Annotated in this window: 21 protein-coding genes; 8 read left to right on the top strand and 13 right to left on the bottom strand. The window is 70.2% G+C overall.

Annotation, left to right across the window (positions count from 1 at the left end; genetic code table 11):
* The first annotated feature begins 222 nt into the window (after nt 1-222).
* The gene (locus tag HG543_RS04790) at nt 223-648 is read left to right on the top strand and encodes a hypothetical protein (RefSeq protein ID WP_246356759.1); all 426 of its coding nucleotides are present in this window, start codon (nt 223-225) and stop codon (nt 646-648) included.
* A 105-nt stretch (nt 649-753) separates the two neighbouring features.
* Here the strand turns inward: HG543_RS04790 and HG543_RS04795 are convergent, their stop codons facing one another.
* The gene (locus HG543_RS04795) at nt 754-1,308 is read right to left on the bottom strand and encodes a ferritin family protein (protein WP_169343478.1); all 555 of its coding nucleotides are present in this window, start codon (nt 1,306-1,308) and stop codon (nt 754-756) included.
* 82 nt (nt 1,309-1,390) lie between these two features.
* Between HG543_RS04795 and HG543_RS04800 the strand changes: the two genes are divergently transcribed.
* The 3 genes from HG543_RS04800 (at nt 1,391) to HG543_RS04810 (ending at nt 5,931) form a co-directional block, all read left to right on the top strand.
* Nucleotides 1,391-2,329, top strand: coding sequence for a LysR family transcriptional regulator (locus HG543_RS04800; RefSeq protein WP_169343479.1), 939 nt, complete (start codon nt 1,391-1,393; stop codon nt 2,327-2,329).
* Nucleotides 2,330-2,771: 442 nt separating this feature from the next.
* Nucleotides 2,772-3,860: a DUF3142 domain-containing protein gene (locus HG543_RS04805; RefSeq protein WP_343073273.1), complete on the top strand. Its 1,089-nt coding sequence runs from the start codon at nt 2,772-2,774 to the stop codon at nt 3,858-3,860.
* Entirely contained in the window at nt 3,847-5,931 is a 2,085-nt protein-coding gene (locus HG543_RS04810) for a hypothetical protein (RefSeq protein WP_169343481.1), read from the top strand. Before HG543_RS04805 ends, HG543_RS04810 begins: the two co-directional genes overlap by 14 nt.
* Here HG543_RS04810 and HG543_RS04815 read toward each other — a convergent pair.
* The 5 genes from HG543_RS04815 to HG543_RS04835 are packed head-to-tail and all read right to left on the bottom strand — an operon-like array spanning nt 5,912 to nt 10,878.
* Nucleotides 5,912-6,091 (bottom strand): hypothetical protein, encoded by a 180-nt coding sequence (locus HG543_RS04815; protein ID WP_169343482.1) that lies wholly within the window; start codon nt 6,089-6,091, stop codon nt 5,912-5,914. The two genes, HG543_RS04810 and HG543_RS04815, sit on opposite strands and share 20 nt — an antisense overlap.
* An 8-nt stretch (nt 6,092-6,099) precedes the next feature.
* On the bottom strand, nt 6,100-7,050 hold the full coding sequence (locus tag HG543_RS04820) for a hypothetical protein (protein ID WP_169343483.1): 951 nt from the start codon (nt 7,048-7,050) through the stop codon (nt 6,100-6,102).
* On the bottom strand, nt 7,047-8,120 hold the full coding sequence (locus HG543_RS04825) for a TadE/TadG family type IV pilus assembly protein (protein ID WP_169343484.1): 1,074 nt from the start codon (nt 8,118-8,120) through the stop codon (nt 7,047-7,049). The genes HG543_RS04820 and HG543_RS04825 overlap by 4 nt, the downstream gene beginning before the upstream one ends.
* Nucleotides 8,120-10,147: a hypothetical protein gene (locus HG543_RS04830; RefSeq protein WP_169343485.1), complete on the bottom strand. Its 2,028-nt coding sequence runs from the start codon at nt 10,145-10,147 to the stop codon at nt 8,120-8,122. Before HG543_RS04830 ends, HG543_RS04825 begins: the two co-directional genes overlap by 1 nt.
* Nucleotides 10,144-10,878, bottom strand: a complete 735-nt coding sequence (locus HG543_RS04835; protein ID WP_169343486.1) for a TadE/TadG family type IV pilus assembly protein — start codon at nt 10,876-10,878, stop codon at nt 10,144-10,146. The genes HG543_RS04830 and HG543_RS04835 overlap by 4 nt, the downstream gene beginning before the upstream one ends.
* A 203-nt stretch (nt 10,879-11,081) precedes the next feature.
* Between HG543_RS04835 and HG543_RS04840 the strand changes: the two genes are divergently transcribed.
* Nucleotides 11,082-11,588: a hypothetical protein gene (locus HG543_RS04840; RefSeq protein WP_171818018.1), complete on the top strand. Its 507-nt coding sequence runs from the start codon at nt 11,082-11,084 to the stop codon at nt 11,586-11,588.
* 66 nt (nt 11,589-11,654) lie between these two features.
* Here the strand turns inward: HG543_RS04840 and HG543_RS04845 are convergent, their stop codons facing one another.
* Nucleotides 11,655-12,179, bottom strand: a complete 525-nt coding sequence (locus HG543_RS04845) for a hypothetical protein (protein ID WP_169343488.1) — start codon at nt 12,177-12,179, stop codon at nt 11,655-11,657.
* Nucleotides 12,180-12,234: 55 nt separating this feature from the next.
* Here HG543_RS04845 and HG543_RS04850 point away from each other — a divergent pair, with 55 nt between their 5' ends.
* A complete protein-coding gene (locus HG543_RS04850) occupies nt 12,235-13,236 on the top strand; it encodes a ChaN family lipoprotein (protein WP_246356760.1) in 1,002 nt (333 codons plus the stop codon).
* Nucleotides 13,237-13,245: 9 nt separating this feature from the next.
* Here HG543_RS04850 and HG543_RS04855 read toward each other — a convergent pair whose 3' ends face one another.
* A complete protein-coding gene (locus HG543_RS04855; RefSeq protein ID WP_169343489.1) occupies nt 13,246-14,166 on the bottom strand; it encodes an RluA family pseudouridine synthase in 921 nt (306 codons plus the stop codon).
* Between the two features lie 80 nt (nt 14,167-14,246).
* On the opposite strand from HG543_RS04855, the gene HG543_RS04860 reads away from it, so the two are divergent.
* Entirely contained in the window at nt 14,247-14,969 is a 723-nt protein-coding gene (locus HG543_RS04860) for a phosphatase domain-containing protein (protein ID WP_169343490.1), read from the top strand.
* 533 nt (nt 14,970-15,502) lie between these two features.
* On the opposite strand, the gene HG543_RS04865 is transcribed toward HG543_RS04860, so the two are convergent.
* The 4 genes from HG543_RS04865 to HG543_RS54385 form a co-directional block, all read right to left on the bottom strand.
* Entirely contained in the window at nt 15,503-16,084 is a 582-nt protein-coding gene (locus HG543_RS04865) for an imm11 family protein (RefSeq protein WP_169343491.1), read from the bottom strand.
* Between the two features lie 2 nt (nt 16,085-16,086).
* Complete coding sequence (locus HG543_RS04870) at nt 16,087-16,827, bottom strand: AHH domain-containing protein (RefSeq protein WP_169343492.1); 741 nt, start codon at nt 16,825-16,827, stop codon at nt 16,087-16,089.
* Nucleotides 16,828-17,256: 429 nt separating this feature from the next.
* Nucleotides 17,257-18,768, bottom strand: coding sequence for an ABC transporter substrate-binding protein (locus HG543_RS04875; RefSeq protein WP_169343493.1), 1,512 nt, complete (start codon nt 18,766-18,768; stop codon nt 17,257-17,259).
* A 119-nt stretch (nt 18,769-18,887) separates the two neighbouring features.
* Nucleotides 18,888-20,399: a transposase gene (locus HG543_RS54385; protein ID WP_343073274.1), complete on the bottom strand. Its 1,512-nt coding sequence runs from the start codon at nt 20,397-20,399 to the stop codon at nt 18,888-18,890.
* 484 nt (nt 20,400-20,883) lie between these two features.
* On the opposite strand from HG543_RS54385, the gene HG543_RS04890 reads away from it, so the two are divergent.
* Entirely contained in the window at nt 20,884-21,582 is a 699-nt protein-coding gene (locus HG543_RS04890; RefSeq protein WP_169343494.1) for a hypothetical protein, read from the top strand.
* A gap of 70 nt (nt 21,583-21,652) precedes the next feature.
* On the opposite strand, the gene HG543_RS04895 is transcribed toward HG543_RS04890, so the two are convergent.
* A complete protein-coding gene (locus HG543_RS04895) occupies nt 21,653-24,580 on the bottom strand; it encodes a PQQ-dependent sugar dehydrogenase (protein ID WP_246356761.1) in 2,928 nt (975 codons plus the stop codon).
* Between the last annotated feature and the right edge of the window lie 46 nt (nt 24,581-24,626).

Here is a 24,626-nt window from a genome sequence, read left to right on the forward strand (position 1 = left end):
CGGCGATTTCGTCGGCGGCGCACCATGCTCTCCCTGCTCGCCATGTTGTGGTTGGCTTCCACACCCGTGGAATCGCCCAAGCCGCCAGCACAGCGGCCTCCCCCTCCCGAGTGCGTGTCCTCCGGAGGACGCACCGTGTGCGGGTATCAGTGCAAGACGAGCGGGACGAGCACGGCCTGCGCGCGGACACCGTATGGGGTGTGTCAGGTGTTGGTCGGCGGCGTGCATTGCTGGGACCCGCCGCGCGTCGTCATCCACCATCCGAAGGGCTCGGGCAGCACGAAGCCCGAATGCAAGGAGAGCCGCGGGAAGGTGGCCTGCGGCTACGACTGCCGGGTCTTCAATGGAGAGGTGGCCTGCAACAGCACGCCTTACGGCGTGTGCACCACCCACTTCAACCAGCTCGTCTGCTGGGATCCGCCGGAGAGCGTCATCCACGAGTACGGCGCGAAGACGCCGGAGCCCCGCTGCCTCAACGCCTCCGAGACGGTGAGCTGTGGCTATGACTGCAAGGCCACGCGCACGGAGGTGCGGTGCGCCAGCACGCCCAACGGGGTGTGCCGGCTCGATGACAACCAGCAATTCACCTGCTTCGACCCTCCGTCGCTGCTGCACTGCGACCACAGCGCGCCTCCGGCCGAGGGCTGAAGCAACGCATGGCACCGCGCGGCGAGGCGCGAGCGACCGGCGCGGGCGCTGGACGACACGCCTCGCGAGGCTCGGAATGCCGATGGCCGGTTGCGGTGCCCCTCGTCATGGCGCAAGTCCGAGCACCTCGCGTCCCAGCGCATGGGCTTCGCGCGTCCGCTCCAGGCTCTCCGGCGTGGCGAGCCCCCGGAAGGCACGCTCGTGGAAGCGCTCCTCGCGGAGGATGCGGGTGAACACGTCGCGCACGTCCTCGGGCGCGGTGGTGTCCGCGGCGATGACCTCGATGCGCTCCAGGCGCATGCGCTCGGCGTGGGCACCCACCGCGCAGCCGGTCTCCAGGTCCTGGATGCCGGGCAGCGTGCGGGCCCAGTAACGGACCTCGGGCTCGCCCCGGACCTCGGGCGTCAGGCCCCGGGCGCGCAGGAGCCCGGCGACCCACTCGGCGTGACGGCGCTCCTGGCCAGCAATCACCGTGAGCACGCGGTGGGCCTTCCCGCCCGGAGTGGCGTACGTGTCGCGCATGCGCTCGATGCGGTCGGCGGCGGTGACCTCGCCCCGGTACTGGTCGAAGAGCCAGTCCACCAGGCGCGAGGTGTCGCTCCGGGTCTCCTCCCACCAACGGGCGGAGTCTCGGGACGGATGCGGAGCTGCTGTGACCATGACCTTCCTCCTCGGTTGATGAGGAGAAGATGCGCCCCGTTGCTATCGGCGGGAACTTGGATGATTGGATAGACTATCGGTGATGCCGATACTCGATGGGGAGCTGCTCCGGGCTTTCGCCGCCTTCGCGGACACGCTGAACTTCACCCGCGCCGCGGCCCGGGTGGGACTCTCGCAGCCGGCGCTGTTCGAGCGGGTGAAGCGGCTGTCCGACGAGGTGGGCGCGGTGCTCTACGAGCGCTCGGGCCGGCACATCCACCTCACGGAGACGGGCGCGCGCGTGGCGGCCTTCGCTCGGGAGCAGTTGGAGCGGTCGCAGGCCTTCCTCGACGACCTGCGCGGAGAAGCCCGGCGCGAGACGGTGGTGCTCGCCGCTGGAGAGGGCACGTACCTGTACCTCCTGGGGCCGCTGCTGCGGCGCTTCGCACGGGACGAAGGCGCGGACTCGCTCCATCTCCTCACACGCGGAGCCCCGAGCGCCGCGGAGGCCGTCCGGGAGGGGGCCGCGCATCTGGCCGTGGGTGTACTGGACCTCGTCCCGGACGGGCTCATCGCCCGGGAGCTGCTGCGCACGCCGCTGTGCGTGGCGGTGGCCGAGTCCCATCCCCTCGCCAGCCGGCGCACGGTGCGGCTGTCGGAGCTGGCTCGCGAGCGGCTCATCCTCACGCCTTCCGGTCAGTCCCACCGTGACTTCGTCGGGCGGGCCCTGGGTGGCTCGGGCCATGAGGTACGGGCGCCGCTCGAAGCCGATGGCTGGCCGTTGATGCTCCACTTCGCGGCGCTGGGCCTCGGGTTGGCCATCGTGAACGGCACCTGCGTCCTACCGGCGGGCGTCGTGGCCCGGCCCGTTCCCGAGCTGGGCATGGTGACGTACAAGGTGATGTGGCGGAGGGATGGCGCGCTACCTCCCGCGGCGTCACGACTGCGTGAACGGATACTCGCGCTCTCGCGGGCTTCCGAGGAGAAGGCCGCGCCCGCGAAGCCAACCCCGAGCGTGGGCTCGCGCACCGCGAGGCGGTGACTCCACCGAGGGGCCGCGAAGGAGCGCCGATGGAGCTCCCGCCTGGGCTCCCGACCCACGGGCCCGGCGCGCCTGGATGTTCGGAGCCCCAAGCACCGCGGAAGAGAGGCCCCACGGGCAGCCGAGCGGCACCACATGGGAACGGGTGGCCCCCCTGTGGCACCATGACTGCGCACCTCACGGCACTCGCCGTCCAGCCATGACCACTCCCGGGAACATCAGGCGCCAGCTCACCCGCGCATGGGCTCATGGCGTCCTGCTCCATGCGCTCGGCATCGTCACGAGCCACCCCCACGCCCTGCCTGCTCCCGGGAACCCCAGGCGACAGCTCACACACGGACGGGCCGGGGTGCCGCGACGTGCGCTCGGCATCGCCATCACGAGCCACCCTTGGGCACCGCCTGAAGCACGCGCATGGCACCGTGTCCGCGCATGGCCCGGCGTGCTGCTCCTCGCGCTCGTCCTCGCCTGCTCACGCGGAAGCGAGGCGCCCCCGACGCCCCTCACCCATGAAGCCTATGTGTGGCAGCGGGACTGGAGCCCGGAGCTGAGCGGTGCCCTGACGGACGTGCTTCCCGAATTGGGCGCGCTGCGCGTCCTCGCCCGCGAGCGCTCGGGCCCCACTCGCACGCCGGTGGACATCGGCGTGGACGTGGAGGCCCTCGCCCGCTCCGGCCGTGACGTCGTGGCCGTGATGCGCGTGGACGGCACCGCGCCGCTCGACGGCATCTCCCTGGAAGAGGTCGCCGTCCATGCCCGCGCCTGGAAGGCCCGCGGCGTGCGCGTGCGCGGCATCGAGGTGGACCACGACTGCGCCACCCCCGCCCTGCCCCGCTACGCGGACTGGCTCGACCAGGAGCGCGCGCGCCTCCAGGGACAGGGCCTGACGCTCTCCATCACCGCGCTGCCCACCTGGGCTTCCTCGCCGGACGTGAGGCGGCTCGTCTCCATCCCCGACGATGTCGTCCTCCAGGTGCACGCGGTGCGCGCGCCCACACTGTTCACCCCGGAGGAGGCCCGGCGCTTCGTGGAGTCCTGGTCCACGGCCACCGGCCGCCCCTTCCGCGTCGCGCTGCCCACCTACCGCGTGCGCCTGCGCGACGGAACGCGCCTGTCCGCGGAGCCCCGCGACGTCGCCCGCTTCCTCACCGGACTGCGCGAGCGTCCCGTGCCCGGCCTCACGGGCGTCCTCTGGTTCCGGCTCGGCCACCGGGCGGACCCGGAGGCGTGGAGTCCGCCCACTCTGGCGACGGTGCTGCGCGGCGAGCCGCTGACCCCGCGCCTCACGCCCCGGCTGGTGGACGCGGGCGGCGGCACGCGGGACATCGTCATCGAGAACACCGGCCACGTGGACGCGGAAGCGCCCGCGCGCCTCACCCTCACTGGAAACCTGGAGGTCCTGGACGGCGTGGGCGGCTATGCCCCGCGCGGGGCCTCCCTCGTGGCGCGCACGCCTCCCCGCCTGCGCGCCGGCGAGCGCCGTGTCGTCGGCTTCGTGCGGGGAACCGAGGTGTCCCTTGCAGTGCCGTAGCCTGTTCGCGTCCCTCGTCGTCCTCATGCTGCTCGCCCCCGCGCGCGAGGCGGACGCCTGCGGTCCCGACTTCCCACCCGAGCTGCTCACCGACCGCGCCTACACCCTCGCGGAGCTGCCGGAGGGCCTCTTCCTGCACGAAGTCTCCCGGCTCGTGCCGAAGCCGGCGGACCCCTTCCAGGTGGTGGACTTCGGGGAGCCGGAGGGCGCCCGCACGGGCGGCGGCGCCCGCGAGACGGCGCTCTACACCGAGGGCGCGAAGGCCTGGCACGCCGGAGACTGGCCGCGGGCGCGGGCCCGCTTCGAGGACGTGCTCGCGCTGCCTCCCGAGGAGCGCCGCCGCTTCTCCACCTTCGCCGCGTACATGCTGGGGCGCACCCCCGAGTCCGGCCCCGAGTCCACCGCGCGCGCCCGCTTCGCCGAGGTGCGCGAGTTGGTCCGCCAGGGCTTCGACGACCCGCTGGGCCTCGCGGTGGCGAGCCTCGGGGAAGAGGCGCGCCTCCTGCTCGAAGCGGGCGATGATATCGGCGCCATCCGGCTCTACGCGGAGCAGGCCGCGCACGGAAGCTGGACGGGCACCTCGTCGCTGCTGTTCGTCGCCCGGGCGCTCAGCCGGGACGAGGCCCGCCTTCGTGAGGCGCTGAAGGACCCGCTGGCCCAGCGGCTGATGGCGACCTTCGCCTGGACGCGCGGCCAGGAGTGGCTGTGGACGGAGGACGGCGGGCTGCGGCCCCTGCTGGACGCGCTCGCGTCGGTGCGCGGGCTGGCGGGCGCGGACCGGCTGGCGGCGGCCGCGTGGCGCGTGGGCCGCTTCGACCTCGCCGAGCGCTTCGCGGGCCAGGAGCCCACCCCACTGGATGCGTGGGTGCGGGCGAAGCTGGCGCTGCGCCGGGGAGACCGGCTGGCGGCGGAGCAGCTCCTCGCGGAGGCCGCCCGGGGGATGTCGGAGACCGAGGACTGGCAACACGACTCCGAGCGGGGCGCCCGCCGTCCCCGGACACGCGCGGAGGGAGAGCGGGCCCTGCTCCTCCTCATGCGCGGTGACTTCATGGGGTCCGCCCAGAAGATGATGGACAGCTGCTCCTGGCCGGACATCGCCTATGTGGCCGAGCGCGTGCTCACGGTGGATGAGCTGAAGCGCTTCGTGCACGCGCAGGGCCCCGAGGCGGATGCGCGGTGCCTGCCCGAGCTGGGGAGCCCGGACGACGCCGACACCGGACACGACGCGAGCATCATCGCGATACCGTTCCCCACGTCCAACCCCGTCCCCGCGCACGGCCCGAACAGCCTCACCGGGCGGCTGCGCCTGTTGCTCGGCCGGCGACTGCTGCGCACGGGGGCGGGCGCGGAGGCGCTGGAGTACTTCCGGGGCACGTCCTGGGAGCAGCCCGCGCGTCAGTACGTGGACGCGAGGGAGCGCGCGCGCACGGCGGATGACGCGATGGACCGCGCCCAGGCCCTCTATGACGCGTCCCTGCTCGCGCGAAAGGCGGGCATGGAAATCCTGGGCACCGAGGCCGCGCCGGACTGGGCGCAGGTGGACGGGATGTACGACATGAGCGACTACGCCGGGCCATACGAGCTCCCGCCCGAGCAGGACGCCGTCCGCAAGAAGATGGCGGAGCTGCCCCTCACCTCCCCCGAGGAGCAGCAGCGGCTGACGGCCCATGCGCCACCGCACCCGCTGCGCTACCACTACCGCTCCACGGCGGCGGACCTCGCCGAGCAGGCCGCCGCGCTGGTGCCTCCGCGCAGCCAGGCGTACGCGGCCCTGCTGTGCCACGCGGCGCGCTTCACCGCGTACAGCGAGCCGGAGCGAAGCCAGCGGCTCTGGAGCACCTACGTGAAGAACGGAGCCCTGCTCGCGGGCGAGGGGATGGTCTTCGGCCAGCAGTGCCCGGAGCCGGACTTCGAGCGCGCGCGGGCCCAACAGCCGAAGCTCTCCCTGCCCTGGAAGGGGCTGCGGCGCCGCACGCTGGCGGCCCTCGGCGGCGGGCTGCTGCTGCCGGTGGCGCTGGGCGCCGCGCTCCTCCTGCGCCGCAAGCGCCCTCTCACCCCACCGCGAGGTTGAGCGCGTAGAAGAACAGGTCCACGTAGCCCTGGAGCGCCTCGAAGAGCCGGCGGGTGAAGGGCCAGCCCACGAAGCCCAGCACCGTGCCCGCGACGAGCAGGGTGAGGATGAGCGAGTACTCCACCAGGGCCTGGCCGCGCGAAGCCTTCGCGCGCCGCATCGGCGGCCTCATGGCCTTCCCCCCGGGGGCTGAGCGGGCGCGCTGCCCTGGGCGGTGACGACGGTGCCCTGCTCCCTCGCGGACAGGGCGAGGCTCCACTGTCCCCCCTCCCGTCCCGTGAAGCGCAGCATGCGCGGCCCCGGGGGCTGCTCTCCGGGGAGGTCGTCCTCGGGCACCTCGGTGTAGCCGCGCTCGCCCAGCGCGCGGCGGTAGAACGCCTCCACGGTGGCCGGCGTGTCCTTCGTATCGAAGCTCACCGTCAGCGCCGTGCGCCCCTCGCCGCTGGAGCGCACCGCCAGGGGGTGCGTGCCCGGGTACACGGGCAGATCTCCCGTGTCCTCCGCGCGGGTTCCATCGCTCCAGGCCCGCATGTCCGCGAGGCCCAGCACCACGGAGCTGCCCTTGTCGTCTCCGTGCGGCATCACCATCACCGTCAGCTGGAGCCCCTCCTCCACCAGCGTGGCGCTCAGCGACGGGTACGGCACGAGGCCCCGCGCGTGGCGCACGTCCGAGTACGGCCAGCGCTTCGACTCGAAGTGGCGCGCGTAGAAGGCCAGCACGTCCTTCCAGGGCGCGTCCGTTTCGAAGGTCGCCAGGTTCATGGGCACGCCGTGCGCGTCCAGCTCGTTGCCAATGGACACCAGCGCCCCCGCGCGAGGCGGCAGTGGCAACCGCGAGCGGAGCGCCGCCTGTCCCGTGCGCCGGGCCCGGCCTGGAATGGGCGTTCCGCCATCCGCGTCCGGCACCACGTCCCGTCCGCCCGGCCGTGGCGCCGGGGGAAGCTCCAGGTCGAGGGCCTCGGCCAGCACCTCGGCATCCACCTGGGGCGCGGACGGTGTCTCGTCGGGCGGCGCCTCGGCGTCCTGGTACGCACGCCCCAGCGCGCTGCCCACCACGGCGCTGACCACCAGTCCGGCGGCGAGCAGGGCCCGCCGACGCCTTGGAGACAGCGCGCTCATGGCTGGTTGAAGTCCTCGTCGGGGTGTCCCAGGAAGTGGTGCGCGTCCCGGTTCACCTCCTCGCCGCCGAGGAAGGTCCCCTCGCCGTCATCCCACGGCGTCAGGTGTCCCCGGTCCATGCCTTCGTCCACCGGGAAGCGCGTCGCCTCGCTGCTGGGGTTGGTGAAGCCGAACTTGAAGTCGGACGTCAGGCCGTAGTCCTTCCGGGTGTCGAGGAGGAAGTCCATCGTGGTGCGCACCTGTCTCGCGCCCCAGCCTCCCTCCAGCAGCCCGCCCTGCTCGGGGTCCTCCACCGGCTCCGGGGAGCGGTGGTAGACGGAGTTGCCGACCCGGTAGTACCGCTCGTTCTTCTCTTCCTCCCTGGCGGCCACCCGGCTCTCCCGCGAGTCCTCCAGCCCCCAGTCATCGGTGAGGATGAGGAAGCCCGCGCCGTCGCAGCCTCGCAGCGAGCGGCCCACGCCGCACATCGTGAAGCCATTGCGCAGGCGCTCGGGAAGCAGGTCCACCCTGGACATGAACCCCTCGCGCATCGTCCCGGGCATGTAGGGCGAGCGGAAGCCCACCTCGGCCCGGCACGCCATGTAGCTGCCCCGGTGGAGGTAATGGCGCACACCGTTGGGAATGCCCTCGAAGGTGCGCAGGGGATAGCGGTCCCCGCCCTCGACGTTGAAGGGCTGGCAGCCCAGCCTCCGCAGCGACTGCTCGCTCAGGAGCATCCTCCGCCCTTCCCTCGTGGACGCGTTCCGGTGGTAGCTGTCCAGGCCCTTCAGCTCCTGCTCCAGGCGCGGGGGAACCGTCTGGATGACGCGGCGCCGGGTGGCGGCCCCCGAGTCTTCACCCTCCCCGCCCGGGCCGCCGGTGTCGCCGCCGAGGTAGTCGTGCATCCGGTACGCCGTCAGGTCCCAACCGGCGGTGATTTCCGCCTCCTGCGCTCGCGTGCCGGCGAGGAACAGCTCGCCCGCGTAGATGGCGTACAGCAGCACGGGGATGAGCACGAGCAGCGACACCGCGAACTCCACCGTGGCGGCGCCGCGAGCCCTGCGCGGAGTGCGGGAGCGGAGCGAGGCCATCAGTAGTTCACCGCGGACCAGCGATGCAGGCCCGTGAGCACGTGGTGGGTGGCATCATGGACGCCGCCCGCGGTGGCGGAGATGACGTCCTGCTGCCGCAGTGGGTGGAGCTTCGCGCGCCAGAACGGGTTCCACAGGTTGGGAGGCTCGCGGTACTCCTCGTCCGTGTCCCGGCGGGCGTCGGAAGGCAGGCGCGGCTTGTGGAAGTAGACGAGCCCGCCGGCCACGGCCGCCATCGTGCCGTCCGAGGCCACGTCACCCGGCGCGTTCACCGTGGAGAAGCGCACCGGCCCCGGCAGCTGCGCCTGGAAGTCGAAGTCCCACGGCATGCCCCCCTCCTCCAGCGCGGGCCGGGTGATGAGCGTCAGCGTCCGAGGCATGTTCCACAGCGCATCCTCCGACGCGAGCTGGTAGCGCATGTGGCCCCGGTACAGCCCGCGCCGCATGTCCTGCTCGCAGTCCGGACCGTCGCAGTCGCCCATCTCCTGGCCATGGCCGGCCACGTCCTCCAGCTCTCCGTGGAAGATGTGATGGCTGTGGACGCGCCGCATCCCATTCGTGTCGTAGTCGTGCGGGTCGGCCCACACGCCATTGCGGCCAGGCTGGATGACGGTGGTCGCCACGAGCCGGGGCCCCCCTCGGACTTGATAGGTGCTCGTCACCTCGCCGTGGTCCTCGGCCAGCGCGCCGTCGAGGTCTCCGGGGCCATTCCGGCCACGGTCGTGCTGTCCCTCGTGCGCGGCCTCCGCCAGGTCGCGCCCGCTCCGGGGGACCCGGGTGGCCATGTAACCCTTCGGCCAGGTCGGGTTGTCCGCTCGGTCCTTCCCGTTGTGCGTGCCCGGGTCCTCCTCGCTGCCCTCCACCGTCACCATGCGGGCGGTGCCCCGGGTGGTCACCCGCGTCGCCGGCGTGCCATGGTCTCGGGCGACGCGCGCGGCCGCTCGTTGGAGCCGGCGCCAGTTGGGGTCATCCGGCAGCGCGTGGGAGTCGCCATCCCGCTCGGTCCACCTGTCCCGCAGGGTGACGAAGGAGGGAAAGCGCGTGGCGGCCAGCACCTCGTCGTAGTCCCGGTGCCGTTGCAGCGTCATCCCGTTGTTCACGGCCCGCTGGTAGGACTTCAGCGTCAGCTGGCCCGCGCTCTCCTGCGCGGTGAACTCCGGGCCGATGAGCTGGACCATCGACTGCGCGAGCGAAGCCTGCGGGAGGGGTCTCTGGCCCTCGGGGCCGTCGGGACGGGGCGCATCCAGGTTCCCGATGTTGCGCCGGAGCAGCTCCTGCTCGTTGGCGTCCACCAGCCGCGCGTCCTCCGGCCGCCCGGTCATCATCATCTTCAGCTGGGCTTCCACCATGAGCTGGCGCGAGCGGATGTACTCCACGCGCTTGAAGTGGTCCCTCGCGCCCTCCAGCAGCCGGAAGCAGCTGTTGCTGTTGTCCTTGCCGTGCCACTCCTTGTGGAACCAGATGGCGCCCCGCTTGCGGTGGACGTCGAAGTCCTCGCACGTCTCGCCGGACTGGCAGTCCGCGTCCACCTGGCAGGACTCCACGCCGTTGATGTAGCGGCAGTAGTACGGCACCGGGAGTTCCCGGGCCGGGTCGAAGTAGCTGTAGAGGTAGATGTCGCGGATGCGCTCCAGCCGTTGCTGCGTCTCGCACGCGCTGGACGAGCCGCGATTGCAGGCGGCCTCCTGCCCCTTCGCCATCGTGTCGAAGTTGTGGCCGGTGGCCGCGAGCATGTCCTCGTAGAAGGAGAAGTAGCTCTGGTGCGCCATCACCGAGAGGATGCTCACGTGGTGCGCCACCAGCGCGCGGTTGCTCCACGCGTAGAAGTTGAGGGCGCGCGCCTCCGCCACCGCGAGGCTGTACGCGGTGCTGTCCGCCACCGCCTGGAGCTGAATCTTGCGCCGCGTGCGCGCGCCGATGGCGAAGGTGAGGAACGTCGTCATCACCACCACCAGCATCAGCAGCACGGCCAGCACCAGGGACTGGCCACGCGCGCGCCGCGCCCGTCGGGGAGGAAGTCCACTCACCGGCATTGCCCCTCCAGTTCCGCGTCCGGCAGCGGGTCGCTCATCATCCGCATGGACCACGTGGAGACCAGCGGCACCGTGAAGTAGCCCTGCTCGATGCCCTGCTGCGCCACCAGCCAGTCCGGACTGCGCTCCGCCAGCCGCGTCACCGGGCCGGCCCACTTGCGCACCGGCATGATGGGGTCCGCCCCCGTCACCCACCGGGTGCCCCCCTGGGACGCCAGCCACACCCGGCTGATGATCCACCCCGCGAAGGGGATGCGGTACTCGTAGAAGTACGCCAGCCGCACGTGCACCTTCATGGGCTGCCGCGACGGCTCCAATTGCAGGTCGAAGGCGTCACCCCGCTGGAAGCCGCTGACGCGGTAGTCCACCTGCACCAGGGGAATGGGCCCCGCGCCCTGGAAGGCGAAGCCCGGCGGCTGGTTCGCTCCCAACACGCGCCGCGCCACGCCCCGGAAGCGCTCGGCCAGGTCCGGGTTCGCGCCCGTGCGGCTCATCGACGGAATCAGCGCCATCAGCGCCGCATTCACCATGGGCCGGCAGGACAGCCGGTACACACTCGCCGCCCGGGCCACCTTGAACGCCGCGTACTCGTTCAGCAGCCGCGCCTGATGCGCCAGGCTCATCTGCAGGATGCCCAGCACCAGGAACACCATCATCGGCAGGACGATGGCCGTCTCCACCGCCGCCTGGCCGCGCTCACCCCAGCGCTTGTCCCTTCGTCGCATGATGGAGCACTCCCCGGCTGACCCCGGTACTCCCGGGGTGGCACTAGTGACTCCAGATAAAACTAGATTACTGGAATAGAGCGCTCAGTGACGACCCGGGCATCCGTCAGGTGGCGGACATGGCCCCACCTTTTCGTCAACCAGGAAGCTCGGTTAGGGTGCGCGCCCCTTCCGCAGCTGAACACCCCAGGAGCTTGAAGACGATGCCGAGGACTTCCCAGGAGCAGACCCAGGAACGCCACGCCTACCTGCTCGACCTCTTCCGCCAGCGGCCCGACATCAGCAGCAAGGAGGCGCTGGAGTCCTTCAAGAACAAGTTCGGGTCGGCCATCAACCTGAAGACCTTCAACCAGCTCCGAGAGCAGGCCGAGGAGGAGGCCGCGAACGCCGCCCCCGCGGCCGAGCCCGAGGAGACCGAGGCCGAGGAGACCGAGGCCGAGGCCGCGCCGGAGCCCGTCGCCGAGGACCCTGCCACCCGGCTGAAGGCCGCCGCCGCCGCTCCGGAGGCGCTCAACGGCGCCGGCGCCGCTCCCGCCAAGAAGCCCAAGGCGAAGGGCAACGGCCCGAAGAACGTCTTCGTGGACGCGCCCAAGGAGCACCTCACCTTCCTGGAGGGCATCGTGCAGCAGCTCCAGGAGGCCGGCGCCGCCAACGTGCGCATCGACCACGCCACGGACCGGTGGATGGTCCTCGTGGTGGACACGAAGTAGTCCTGTAACGCCCGGGCCCGCGCTCCCCATCCTCGGGAGGCGCGGGCCCGGAAGTGCTTCCCCCCGTCAGCGTGCCGCGGCGGGTGGCGGCGCCCCCACCTCGGTGGAGGCCGCGCCGGGCCCGGAGATCGCTCGCCCCTGGATGCGCAGGTTCATCACGTCCGGCTCGGTGACGAAGGCCGGGTAGAAGACGGTGACGCGCCCATTCCCATTCGAGATGAGCACGGGGTCGCGCTCGGGCGCGGAGAACACCCGCACGCCCGTGTCCTTCACGGTGCCGTCGGTGCGCACGCGCGCGCCGGAGACGTCGGACTGGAACTCGAGCTCCGGGTAGCCCTCGGTCGCGGTGGTCTGCTCCCAGGCGAGCCAGAAGTCGGTGCCGTCGAAGGTCGCGGTGACCTGGATGTGGAAGCGGTCGTCCACGGTCTCCACGGTGATGGGCGTGTCCTCCAGCACGTTGCCGCCGGCATCCACCCGGACGGCCAGCACGTCCTTGTTCACGCCGGGGGCCGCGGAGGTCGTCCACGCCAGCAGCGTGTTCGTTATCTGGTGGCATCTACAATTGTTGAACGGGAGACGTCGCGCACTCACTCCGGGTGTGACGAATGGGTGGCCGGAGGTCCCGGACTGTGGCTGAGTCGCGCGCATGATGCGTCCGCTCCTCGCCGCCTCGCTCCTGTTGCTCGTATCAGGCTGTGCCCGCTCCGCGGCCACCCGTTCCGCGAGTCCCGCGCCCACCGGAGAGACCTTGCAGGACGGCTGGCAGTCACCGCTCCACCAAGACCATCCGCTCGTGGGACGCATCTGGAACGTGAAGGCGGCGCGCTTCGTGGACGAGGCGGAGCTGCTCGCGGCGCTGCGAGACGCGCGCTTCGTGGTGCTGGGCGAGCGGCACGACCAGCCGGACCACCACCGGCTCCAGGCGAAGCTGGTGCGAGAGCTGGGGAGCGGAGGGCGGAAGCCGGCGCTGGCCTTCGAGATGCTGGATGTGGAGCAGCAGCCGGCGGTGGACGCGTCGCTCGCGAAGGCACCGGGGGACGCGGATGCGCTCGCGATCGCGGTGGACTGGGCGCGCAGTGGATGGCCGGACTGGTCGCTGTACCGGCCGGTGTTCTCCGCGGGGCTGGAGGCGGGGCTTCCGGTGGTGGCGGCGAACCTCCCCCGGGCGAAGGTGCGCGAGGTGGTGATGCGCGGACCGGAAGCGCTGGAGGCGCCGCTGCGCGAGAGGCTGGGGCTGGACACGCCGCTGCCGGAGGACGTGGCGAAGGACATGCGCCAGGAGCAGGACCAATCGCACTGCGGGCACCTGCCCCAGGAGATGCTGGGGCCCATGGTGCAGGCCCAGCGGGCGCGGGACGCGCACCTGGCGGACCGGCTGCTGGATGCGGACCGGGGCGACGGCGGCGTGCTCATCACCGGCAATGGGCACGCGCGCACGGACCGGGGCGTGCCCGCGCACCTGTCGCGCCGCGCACCCGAGCGGAAGGTGCTCGCGGTGGGCCTGTTGGAGGTCGACGCGAAGTCGCTCGAGCCGAAGGACTACGCGGCCTCCTATTCCACGGGCGCCCTGCCCTTCGACTACGTGTGGTTCACCCCGGCGATGCCCATGGAGGACCCGTGCGCCTCGCTGCGGGAGCGCAAGCGCTAGGACGGGGACTCAGCCGCCGCGCAGCACGGTCAGCGCGCGCTGGAAGTCCTCGGGCAGCGGAGCTTCCACTCGCACCTGCTGCCCCGATGCCGGGCTGGGCAACTCCAGGCGGAAGGCGTGCAGCGCCTGCCGTCCCAGCGCCTTCGCCGCGGGGTGGGAGCGCGCCTCCTCGGTGCCGTAGAGCGAGTCCGCGAGCACCGGGAAACCGGCCTCGGAGAGCTGCACGCGAATCTGGTGGGTGCGTCCGGTGTCCAGGTCCACCTCCAGCAGCGCGGCGCCGGGGAAGCGCTCGCGGACCTCGAAGGACAGGGCAGCGCGGCGCGCGGACGGCACGCGCGTGGTGAAGCGGCGCGGATCCTTCGGGTCGCGGGCGTAGGGGCCCTCCAGCCGGCCCTGCTCGGGCGGATGGCCGAGCACGAGCGTCCAGTACCGCTTGTCCACCTGCTTCTCCTGGAACGCGCGCAGCAGCGCGGCGGCGGCCGTGTCCGTGCGGGCGAAAGCCAGACATCCACTCGTCTCGCGGTCCAACCGGTGCACCACCCCGGGTTGCGCCAGGCCCTCCACGTCGAACGGGGGCTGCTGCGCGGCGAGCAACCCCACCACGGATGGGGCGCGCCCTTCGGGCTCCACGACGAGCCCCGGCGGCTTGTTCACGATGACGAGGGCCGCGTCGTCATGGAGCACGGGCAACTCCGGGCCCTCGGCGGACACGGTGGGCGCGGCGCGCGGCTCGGGCCGCTCGATTTCGATTTCCTCCCCGCCCCACAGCTTGCGCGTGGGCTGGCACTTCTTGCCCCGGATGCGCACCGCCCCCGAGTCGATGAGCGCGCGGGCCCGCTCCGGCGTGAAGCCCGGCACGTGCTTCGAGAGGAAACGGTCGAGCCGCTCACCTGCGGCCTCGCGGGGAACCTGGACCTTCTGCAGCGCCATGTCCCTCCCGTCCCCCAACCCGCGTCGCGAGTCAACGTCCGCGAGCCGGTGGACGTCCACCGAGGTACGGTGCGAGCTGCATGAAATACGCGGCGGCCTTCACTCTCTTCACGGTGCTCCTGGGCTTCCTGGCCCTCCGGCTCGGAGGCGCATGGCTGCTCCTGCTCTGGCCGGCCGCGAGCTTCAGCCTCGTGGCGCTCGCCTATGGCGGAGTCGGCCCGAGGCTTCTCGGGAAGCAGCCGGATGGACGGATGCGGCCCTGGGCGGTGCTCGTGCTCCTGCCCTATCTGCTGTTCACGTGGGCCACGTGGCACCTCGCGCGCGTGCTCTCCCGAGAGCCGGCCCATGCCGAGGTGGTGCCGGGAGTCCTCGTGGGACGCCGGCTGCTGTCCGGTGAGCTGCCTGCCGGGGTGGGCACCGTGCTCGACCTGACCGCCGAGTTCATCGAGCCGGCCGGAATCCGCCGGGCGGCCCGCTACGTGTCGCTGCCCATCCTGGACGCCTCGACGCTGCCGGTGGGCCGCGTGGCTCCGGTCCTCCGCGAGTTGGCCACGCTGCCGGGGCCCGTGTACGTGCACTGCGCCCAGGGTCACGGCCGCACCGGCATGATTGCCGCCGCGCTCCTCGTGGCCCGGGGTGACGCGCCCGATGCGAAGACCGCGCTGGCCCTCATCCAGCGGGTGCGGCCCGGTGTCCGCGTCTCACCGGCGCAGGCGCACGCGCTCGATGAACTGGCGGAGGCGCTTGGAGTGCCCGTCAGTGGTGGAACGGCCCCGACGCTGGGAGGGGTCACCACTCGCTGACGACACAAACGGCGCGAACTCCCCCAACTCGGGGGCACGGGTTCAAGTCCCGTACTCCTCGCCATTGAGAGCTTGGCAATCCTCAGGGGTTGCTGGGCTTTTCCTCCGTCCCCCTGTGTGCCCTCAGTGTGCCCCTCCGGCGTCGGCTCTCTGGCGAGGCTTCTTCCGCCTGCTCAACCACCACACCCGCCGGGGCATGGTGCTCTGGCGGGGCTGTTCTTGCGGCGCTGGTACAGCGTCCACCCGGACAGGAAGGGACGCCTCCTACCCTTCCTGCCCGGGGCCCCTTCCCCGCGCTCTCGGAGGCTTCGTGGCATCGCATGACGCGCACGCTGCCCTTGTCGTCTGCTGGCAGTCCGGACGCCTCCGCGTGGTCCGTCTGGGCACGCAGCCGCCCCACCTGGAGGTGTACGACGGGCCTGACGGCGAGGCACACACATGGTACGTGCCCGCGCTCCCCTGGGCCGAGTCGCCCGCGGTGAGCGCCCTCGTCTGGGAGCGGGTTTTCGAGTTGGCGCGGGGTGCGTCGCCCGTCACCGGAAGCCGGCCGAGTCGTTCCAGTCCGACACGGGAATGAAGCGGAGCCCCTCCGGCGGCGGCGTCAACGCGAGCACCCGGTCCACGACGCTGCGATGAAAGAGATACACCGATGTGGATTCTGCCAGCACGAAGAGCAGGCGCTGAGCTAGCGGTACCTTCGACAGCACATCCTCGTCGAGTACCAGGGCATCCAGGCTTAGCAGCAGAAGCCCGCTGGGCGATGGGGTGAATATGGAGCGGCGCCGGTCCAAGCACGGCAGCCTGTTGTACACGTGGACCAGCCAGTAACGCAGCACGCTGTCCCCCACAGCCACGTCCGCGGGGACGAGCTGGGCTCCGGGGAGCTCGAACTGCGCGAGCACCTCCATGAGACGTTGCGACACCACCGGAGCAGGCAGGCTGTGGTGGTCAACCATGATGGGCCTGGGCGGCACCGGCTCTGCAACGCGGAGCTGGACCGGGGTCTCGACGCTGACCGGTCGTCCCTTGCGAAACATGCTCGCGCTCTGGTTCCACCCAAGCAGCGGATGGGTGTTGGAGACGGCGCGCTCGATGACAAAGTACTCGCGTTGCACGACTACTCCCCCACCTGCAGCGCCCGCCGAGCGAGGGGCTTTCGAGTAGCCCCGTGAACGGCACCATGCCGTCGCCCGCGTGGACACTCCCGCGACGCCTTCTCTGGAATGTGATGCGCGCCAGCGCATCCACGCCCACCGTCTCGGTAGTCCAGCCCATCGCTGCTCAGCGTCCAGGCGAAGGACGCCACCTTCGCGAGAATGGCAGCGCTCAGCCGGTCCAACTCACTGACGAGCGAGGCAGGCGACACGCAGAAGGCGCCTGCCTCAACAATGTCCGCCACCTCCGACAGCTTGGCGGTGACAGCCTTGGGGTACGCCATGTTGACGTCGTGAGCCCAGCCGGCGGCGTGGTTGCCGCGATGGACGGGCACGTGGAGCTCACATGCGATGTCCATCCGGGACGGCAGCATGACGCCATTCTCGCGGCGGTTGATGTCGTAGCCGAACTCGCGGCAATACCGCGCCCAATCCTCGTCGTCGTCCATGGCCTCGGAGCAGATGAGGTGGTGCGCGGCGATGGAGCGGAGCCCCGTGTACCACGGGTGCTCTTCGGGCTTTTGCCCGTCCAAGATGGCGTCGCTGAGCAGCCACGAGTTGCCGAGGCTGCTGCCCCAACTCGGGGCGAAGGGGTGCCCCGGCTTCCCGCAGTACTCGCACGGAGACTTCTTCACGGACTGCGGCCCGTCGCCTGGCTTGGACTGGAGGAACATGACTCGGCGACCGCGGATGATGACGGGCATGGAGTCAGGAGACCTCCATGCCCAATCAACTCAAAAGTGTCCGCCAGGGTCGTAATCCATGCAATAGCAGACACTGTGGCGGATGCGAGCGCTCACGCCGTGCGGCCCAAGCCCTCACGACGGGCCTGCTCCAGCCGGCGGGCAGCCACCTCTACGGCCTTCAGGCTCAGATCCACCAGCTTCAACGTGGAGTCGTGCTTCCCCACCCGGCGCAGCTCCGTCTTGGCGCATAAGAGGGATGGGGGCCCTTGTTGAGGGGGAGGGAGAATGCAGAGGGGCCGAGGAGGGCCGCTGACGGGGCCGCCCGAGCGATGCTCCCGGCCGGTGGACAGGCCGCTTGAGCCCCCTGGGCGCGGAATCTCGCTGAACCAACACTGACTACAGGGAGGAAGGGAGCACAAACCCCCTCCCTCCCCAAGACTTCACAGACTACGGGCTGAACGTACCCGTGAGCACGCTGGCACGGGCGCGGGGCAGGGCGCGCTTGAACGGGCTCGTCGCCAGGTCGGAGCCGGGCTGGTACCAGCTCTGGATTTCAGCGAAGTACGTCTGGCCCGACTGGAGCACGCCCGGGGGCAGGTACACGCTCTGCAGGTCGGTGTGCAGCGACGTCACGCGCGACGCGATGGTGGCGCCATTGCTCGTGCTCAGCCGGTAGATGTTCACCACGTAGTTGGTGGCCGTGCCAATCAGCGGCTTCGACCAGCGCAGCGAGGCGTCGGTGCCCACGCCCGTGAGGTTCTGGAACGCGCCACGGGTGTTGACGAGGGGCGCCTGCACCGGACCGACGAGGGGCTCCACCGGGGCGGAGGAGAACGCGCTTGCCTCCTGGTCCATGCGGATGTCCACGCTCATGGTGACGGGCGTCGCCGTCCCCAACGCGTAGGTCTTCGTGAAGCCCGCGGCGGCCAACGCCACCTTCTGCCACGTCGCCGGCAGCGGGTTGTTGTAGGCCATGTTCCCCGTGACGATGTCCGTCTTCAGCGCGTCAGGATTGAGCTTCACCAGAAGCGGCGGCCCACTGATGGACGCGAGCGCCTGGCCCACCGCGGCCGGCCGCGCGGACATCCAGATCTCGTTGTACGTGCTCACCGCGCTCGGGTTCACCTGGGTGCGCAGGGCGTCGAACGCCGAGCGCCTCCAGTCCACCGAGAATGTGCCCGTCGCGGCGGGCTGGGTGAAGGTCCCACTGACGCTGGCCGACTGGCCCTCCGTCTGCGCCAGGTTCGCGTTGAGCACCTTGTGCATCGAGCGGTAGGGCACGCCATTGGGGCTCGACTGCAGCCGCATCTGGGCCAGCGAGAACACATCCCCGAGGCTGCTGTCGAGCAGCATGGGGTTGAGCATGTTGGCGTAATCGAAGTTCAGCGCGGAGAACGACGTCGCGCCCGCCAGGGGGAACCCCGTCTCATTGCCGAAGAGGTAGCCGAACGCCCCCGGGTTCAATGAATACATGTCCATGTAGTCCCCCGACTGCCAGGGAGACAGGCCGGAAGCGGACACCGTCACGGGGGTCGACAGCGAGGCGAAGGAGCCATCACGGCCCCACTCGGTGGAGCCCAGGTCGAACGTGCGGCCCGTGCTCACCAGGTAGCGCGTGCCCACCTTCAGGTAGATGCGGCCGGACGGGACGTTGGGCACGGAGATGCTGCCATCCGCGGCGCCCGAGCCCGGATACGCCGTGAACGCCCCCGTCGTTGAATCCCGCGTGTAGGCTACCACCGACGTGGCGGACTGGTTGTAGGGCGTCGTCACGTTGCCTGACGAGGTGACGAACGTCACCGGGCTCGTACCGGTGACCTGGGTGTTCAGCCCCTGGATGACCTGGGCGGCGGAGTCTTCCGCGACGGAGGACTCCATCGCCTCGCCTTCCTCGATGCCCGCGCAGCCGGCCCCCGTCAGTCCGACGAGGAGACCGAGGGAAAACAATGAGCTTTTCATGATGATGACATCCCGTTGAGAAGCGGCGTCCGGAATGGTGCCGCTCGACATGATTTATATCTCGCGCGTCTGACATTGATTGACGCGTCTGGGTTTTGATTTCTCTCTCTCGAAAGCTGTTAAAAGGCGACCCACCGACGGGCCCGTACGGCACCGGTCGCCGTGTCGCTGGCGTCAGGAAACTCTCTCCGACACATGAATATGTCTTTGAATGGCGACGTCAGCATCGCGCTTCGATGGAGGCTGCGATGCTCGCCGTGCCGACCTGGGCCCGCGCGACCCGACCTCCAGCGCCATGTCAGAGGGGGCTGGTAGGGTCCTCTTCGTTCGCCAATTCCCGAGCGGTCGAAGCATGCCGTGGGCAAGCCCAGGTGCTCCAGAATCGCCCGCACCCCGGGGGCCCCCTTCACGTACGCCAAGACCCGCCGCCTGCCTCCACACCTCACCCAGGCGAACACGTCGAAGTCGAACGTCCTCCTGAGCAACTCGCCCCAGTCCACTCGCGGTGTCCTCTCCTTCATCCGCTCCTTCCTGGCCGCGGCCTCAAGCCCCTCGCTCGCCTCCTCCGCACCTGCTTGAGGGACCAGAAATGGCCGCAGTTTGGCGCCTGGAGCGAAAACGCCGTGGAACCTCGTGAGGTTTGCCCGAGGCGGAGGCACCAGGGGCGCCAGGCGACGCAGCAACTCCAACCCGGTGAAGAGGAGGTGCGTGGTGCCGTCCGGCAGCGGTCGCTTCATCCGATAGGCGATGCGGCCGTCCTCCGCTCGTGACATCCGCTCCAGCGCCAGCGCACCGCGCGCCCCGTAGCGGCATCGCCGTTCCAGTCCCTGCCTGTCGTTGGCATGCGGGTGCGTGTTGGCGTGCAGGGAGAAACCCTCCAGCAAGGCGCATCGCGGCTGCTTGTTGGGAGGGGGCCGGACGTCCACCTCCGTCGTCCAGCGCAGCCGTTGCTGCAGGGAGTGCGCCTGGTACGCCTGCAGCGCGTCCTCAGGCCCTTGCGCGGGCAGGGCCCCTCTTTTCTCCAGCAGGCGCAGCACCCGGTGACGCACCACCCTCAGCAGCCACTCCACCTCACCTTGCGTGGGCGGCGGCAACGCCTCGAAGCGCACGCCGCCCTCCCCCGGCACGAAGACGCCTTCCGGCACCAGCGCATGGGAGTGAGGGGTTACTTGCAAGGCCGAGCCGAAAAATTGGAGAAAAGAGACGGCCCCGGTCTGTCCACCGCACACGCCCTGCCGCCGTGCCCTGCGACGTTGCAGGGCAAACACCGCGCGCAGGAAAAGGGTGAGGACGTCCGAGAGCAGCCCCTTCTCCTTCAGCAGTACCCATCGCACCCGGTGCGGAAAGGACAACGTCCACTGACGGTAGGGCACGTGCGGCAGCACCCGCTCCACCAGGTGCACCGCCGTCACCTGCGCCCGCTTCGCGTTGCAGGAGGGGCACACCCCTCGCCCCTTGCACGAGAAGGCGACGAGCAGTTCGTCCTTACAACTCTCGCAGCGCACCCGCGCGAATCCGTGCACCAGCACGCCGCACTCCAGGTACCTGGCGAAGTCCCGCTCCACGTACCGGGGCAGGCCGCACCCCACGTCGCTCGCCTCCGCCAGCAGCGTGGCAAGGTTCTCCCTCACTCACCGCCTCGTACAGCACCGTCCCCTCCGGCTGCCTCCGCCGGTACGCCCACCCCCGCTCCTCCACCTGCCCCTCCCCAGTTCCACCTCGCCAGGCCACACGCTACCGTCAGCCTCCCACGGGCTTCTCGTGAGCCCTGCGAGACTGGGGACTCGGGCCGCTCGCGTCCGTGAGCGGGTTGACCCTGGTGGGCCGCATGTGCCCCAGTGTGCCCCTCCAGCGGGGCTGAGAACGGGACAAGACGGGATGGGGCGGCACAAGAACCGACGTGAGCTAACGGCGATAGCGGGCAACAGCGCGTCCTGCCTGGGGTTTGCAATCGCCTTGCCCACGGGTTCAAGCCCCGTACTCCTCGCCATGGAGAGCCTGGCAATCCTCAGGGGTTGCTGGGCTTTGCTTTTTCCTCCGTCCCCGTCTCCGGAGGCCGGCGGCCCGGAGGCCCTGGAGATGGTTGCGGTCCCCTGCTTCGGGTAGGAAGAGGGCATGAGACTCGACGAACTCGGCCGTGAGATGACCTTCGAGGAGCTGGCCGAGCGCTATCGCGGCCACGACCAGTGGAGCTGGTTCCTGGAGACAAGAGCTCTCGTCACCGCGGAGGTGCGCCCGCGCCTCGTCGAAGGAAGCGTCATCACCACCGAGAACCTGGAGACCGGGGATGGCCCGTGGGCGCTCATCATCGATGGGGACCTGGTGACCACGGGGGACATCGTCTTCAGGACGGGCGACTACGCCACCAGCGCCCTCCTCGTGATGGGCCACCTCCGCGCCCGGAACCTCGAGTACAGCGGGAGCGCGCGCGTGGTGGTGGACCGCGACCTCACGGCGTCCGGCGTCATCGTCGGCTCTTGGGGAGTGGACGGCGCGGTGCTGGGAGTGAGCGGCACGCTGACCGCGCTGGCGGTGCTGCTGGACCCCCACACCCCCATCTGGGCGAACGCGGGCGGGCCTCGCTCCGTCCCCGAGGCCTACCGCACCCTCATCGTCGGTGGCCGGGGCTGGCAGGAGTTCACGCCCGACATCGACTCCGATGACCTCGAGCGGCACGAACAGCTCTTCGTGCCCGAGGTGCTCGAGCGCGGCATCCTCGACCGCTCCAAGGCGATGGAGCGTGCCGAGCGCGGCGCCAGCCCGTTCCTCCCCGAGGTGGAGCAGGCGCTGCGGGCGAAAAAGGGGCTCGCCTAGTTCCAGGGGTTGGAGAAGCGCGGGTCCTGGACCTTCAGGGTTGAGCCCTCACCGAGAGGGTGACCGAAGCCTAGGGACTCCCGCCAGGGCAGGTCGCGGGCTCGAGGTAGAAGGCTTCCCACGAGCCACCGTCAGCGGGATTGCAGATGCCCCCATTGCCGCCACTTCCACTCTGGATGGGAGCGCCGGTGGTGACCTCCTTCCAGTTGCGCGCGGTGCCCGTCGATGATTCGAAGCCATAGCGATTACGTCCACCGTAGACACCGCAGTCGTGACGGGTGAACGGCTCCGCGGTGCCGAGCGTGGCGTTCACGGTGAGCTGGTTCGCGACCACCGCCAGGTACGCTCCGCTCGCGCCCTTGAGCTTGTATTTCGTGCCGCTCGTGACGAGCTCGAAGACCTCGCCGCCGGGCTGTGTCGTGCTGATGGCCGCCACCTTGCCCGCGCCGTCGACGGTGAGCCACTTGTCGGAGCGCTCGCTCTGGATGCGGAAACAACCCGCGCTGCCGGTCTCGATGTGGCACGTCGAATCGCAGCCATCGCCCGAGCTGGTGTTGCCGTCGTCGCATTGCTCGCCGCTCTCGACGGTGCCGTTGCCGCACACCGGGCCGGTGCCGCTACCCGGGCAGCTCACAGGTTCGAGGTAGAAGCCCTCCCAGGCGGTGCCACTGGTCGCATTGCAGGCGCCTCCATTGCCGCCGTCACCGCTCTGGATTGGCCCGTCCGGCGTGGTCTCCTTCCAGTGGGGCGCGCTCCCCGACGAGGCCTGGAAGCCAACACGCGTGCGCCCGCCGTAGCCGCAGGGAAGCTGCGTGAACGACTCCGCGCTGGAGAAGTTGGCGCTCATCGCGAGCTGGTTCGACACCACCGTCATGAACGCGTCGCCCGAGCCCTTGAGCTTGTACTTCGTGCCGTTCGGAACGAGCTGGAAGATCTGCCCTCCTGCTTGCGTCGCGCTGCCGGCGAGGACCTTGCCCGCGATGTCGACGGTGAGCCACTTGTCGGTGCGCTCGCTTTGAATCTTGTAGCAGCTCCCGCCCGAGACCTCGGCGAACGTGGCCGTGTAGGTGGCCGCGCTGCCGGGCGTGATGAAGGTATGCGACTGAGCGCCGCCGTCAGACCACGACGAGAACGCCCAGAATTTTCCGCTTGCGTACTGCGGCGAGTCGACGCCCACCGAGCGGATGCCGCCGACCACACCTGACGTGGCGTGAGGCGCCGTGAATGGCTGCCCATCCATCAGCACTTGCAGCCCGCTCGGCACGGTAGTCACCTGGAGCGGTACCGTGACCGGGAGCACGTCGCGATACGTCGTGTCGGTGAGGCCGATCGAGTCGCGCACCGTGAGCCGCACGCGATACCAGACGTTGGTCGAGCTCTCGCCGACGTTCGGAATCGGCCAGCTCCCGCTCGAGATGCCGGTGGTATCGGTCATGCCGGGATGCGTGTGGGTGTCGTGATGGAAGATGATGCTCCAGGTCATCGCGCTCGGCGGCAGCGCGCCATCCTCCGCGTCGCTGGCCGAGCCGGAGAACGTCAGGTTCGTGGCCGCGGTGTAGGTCGCGCCCGCTGCCGGCGTCACAATCGTGGCCACCGGCGGCTTGTTGGACGTCACCGTCAGTACCGCCTCGGCGCTCGTCGTCGAGCCCAGCCCGTTGGTCACGACCACCCGGAAGCGCGCGCCGCTGTCCGTCAGTTGCGCGGCGTTCAGCACATAGCTCGGCGTGTTCGCCCCCGAGATGTTCACGCCGTTCCGCTGCCACTGATAGGTGAGCGGCGGCTCACCGCTGGCCGACACCGTGAAGGTCGCCGCGTACCCGACCGACACCAGCGTGCTCGCCGGCTGCTGCGCGATGCTCGGCGGCAGCGACGCCGTGTAGGCGATGCGACCCACCTGGCCCTCTCCGCGCGCCAGATAGTAGAGCGCGCCGTCGGGCCCCACGTCGAGATCCACCGGCCCCGGGACGCCCGTCGCGAACAGCGAACGCACGCCGGAGTTCGGGTCGATGCGGGAGATCCAATCGTTGGTGTAGTCCGCGAAGAAGTATTGACCGACGTACGCGCCGGGGAACGCGGAGATGGGCGGGTTGTAGAAGGCCCCCCCGGCGATGCAGTTGCCGGCGGCATTTCCGGAGCCGTGCGGATACGCGAAGAACGGCTGCGTGAGCTCCGGGCGATTCGTGAAGTAACCCTCGGTCATCGGCCAGCCGTAGTTGGCGCCAGCCTGGCCTCGGTTGATCTCCTCCCAGCCGCCTTCGCCCACGTCATTGATGAACAGGATTCCCGTGCCGGGCTGGACGTCGAAGGTGAAGGGATTGCGCAGCCCCATCGCCCAGGTCGCCTTGGCGAGCCCGGTGGCGGTCGCGTAGAACGGATTGTCCGTGGGAATGCTGCCATCCGGGTTGAACCGCAGCAGCTTGCCCAGCGGCGTGTTCAGGCTCTGGGAGTTGGAGGAGACCGCGTTCTCGCCGACCGAAACGTAGAGCTTGCCGTCGAGTCCGAAGCGAACCGCTCCGCCGTTGTGGTTGGCGGCGTCGAGCGTCGGAAAGTCGGCGAGCACCAGCTCGCTCCCAGGCACCACCACATTGCCGTTGGCGGTGAAACGGCTGACCCGGTTGTGAATGCTTCCGTCCACCGACGTGTAATAGACATACAGGTAATGGTTGTGGGCGAAGTTGGGATCGAACGCGACCCCCATCAGCCCACGCTCGTTGTCGGTGTCCACTGCGAGCGTCATGAACGGAGTCGTCAGGAGTTGGCCGTTCTCGACCACGCGCAGCGAGCCGTTCTTCTCCGAGATGAACAGGCGCCCATCGGGCGCGAAGGTCATCGTCGTCGGGCCCCGGAGGCCGCCGACGAAGACGGAATCGGCGAAATTGGCGTCTTGGATGACCGCGGCCGCGCGCGAGACCGCGAGCGCTTCCGGCGTCTCCTCCGTCGACGGCATCGAGCAACCCACGACGAGAGAAGAGACCACGAACGCGACGAAGAGCGGCATGGGACTCCATGGCCGCACACTTGTTCTCACCTGTGGCTGCATCGTT

The sequence above is a fragment of the Pyxidicoccus fallax genome, assembly GCF_012933655.1.
GTDB classification, from domain to species: domain Bacteria; phylum Myxococcota; class Myxococcia; order Myxococcales; family Myxococcaceae; genus Myxococcus; species Myxococcus fallax.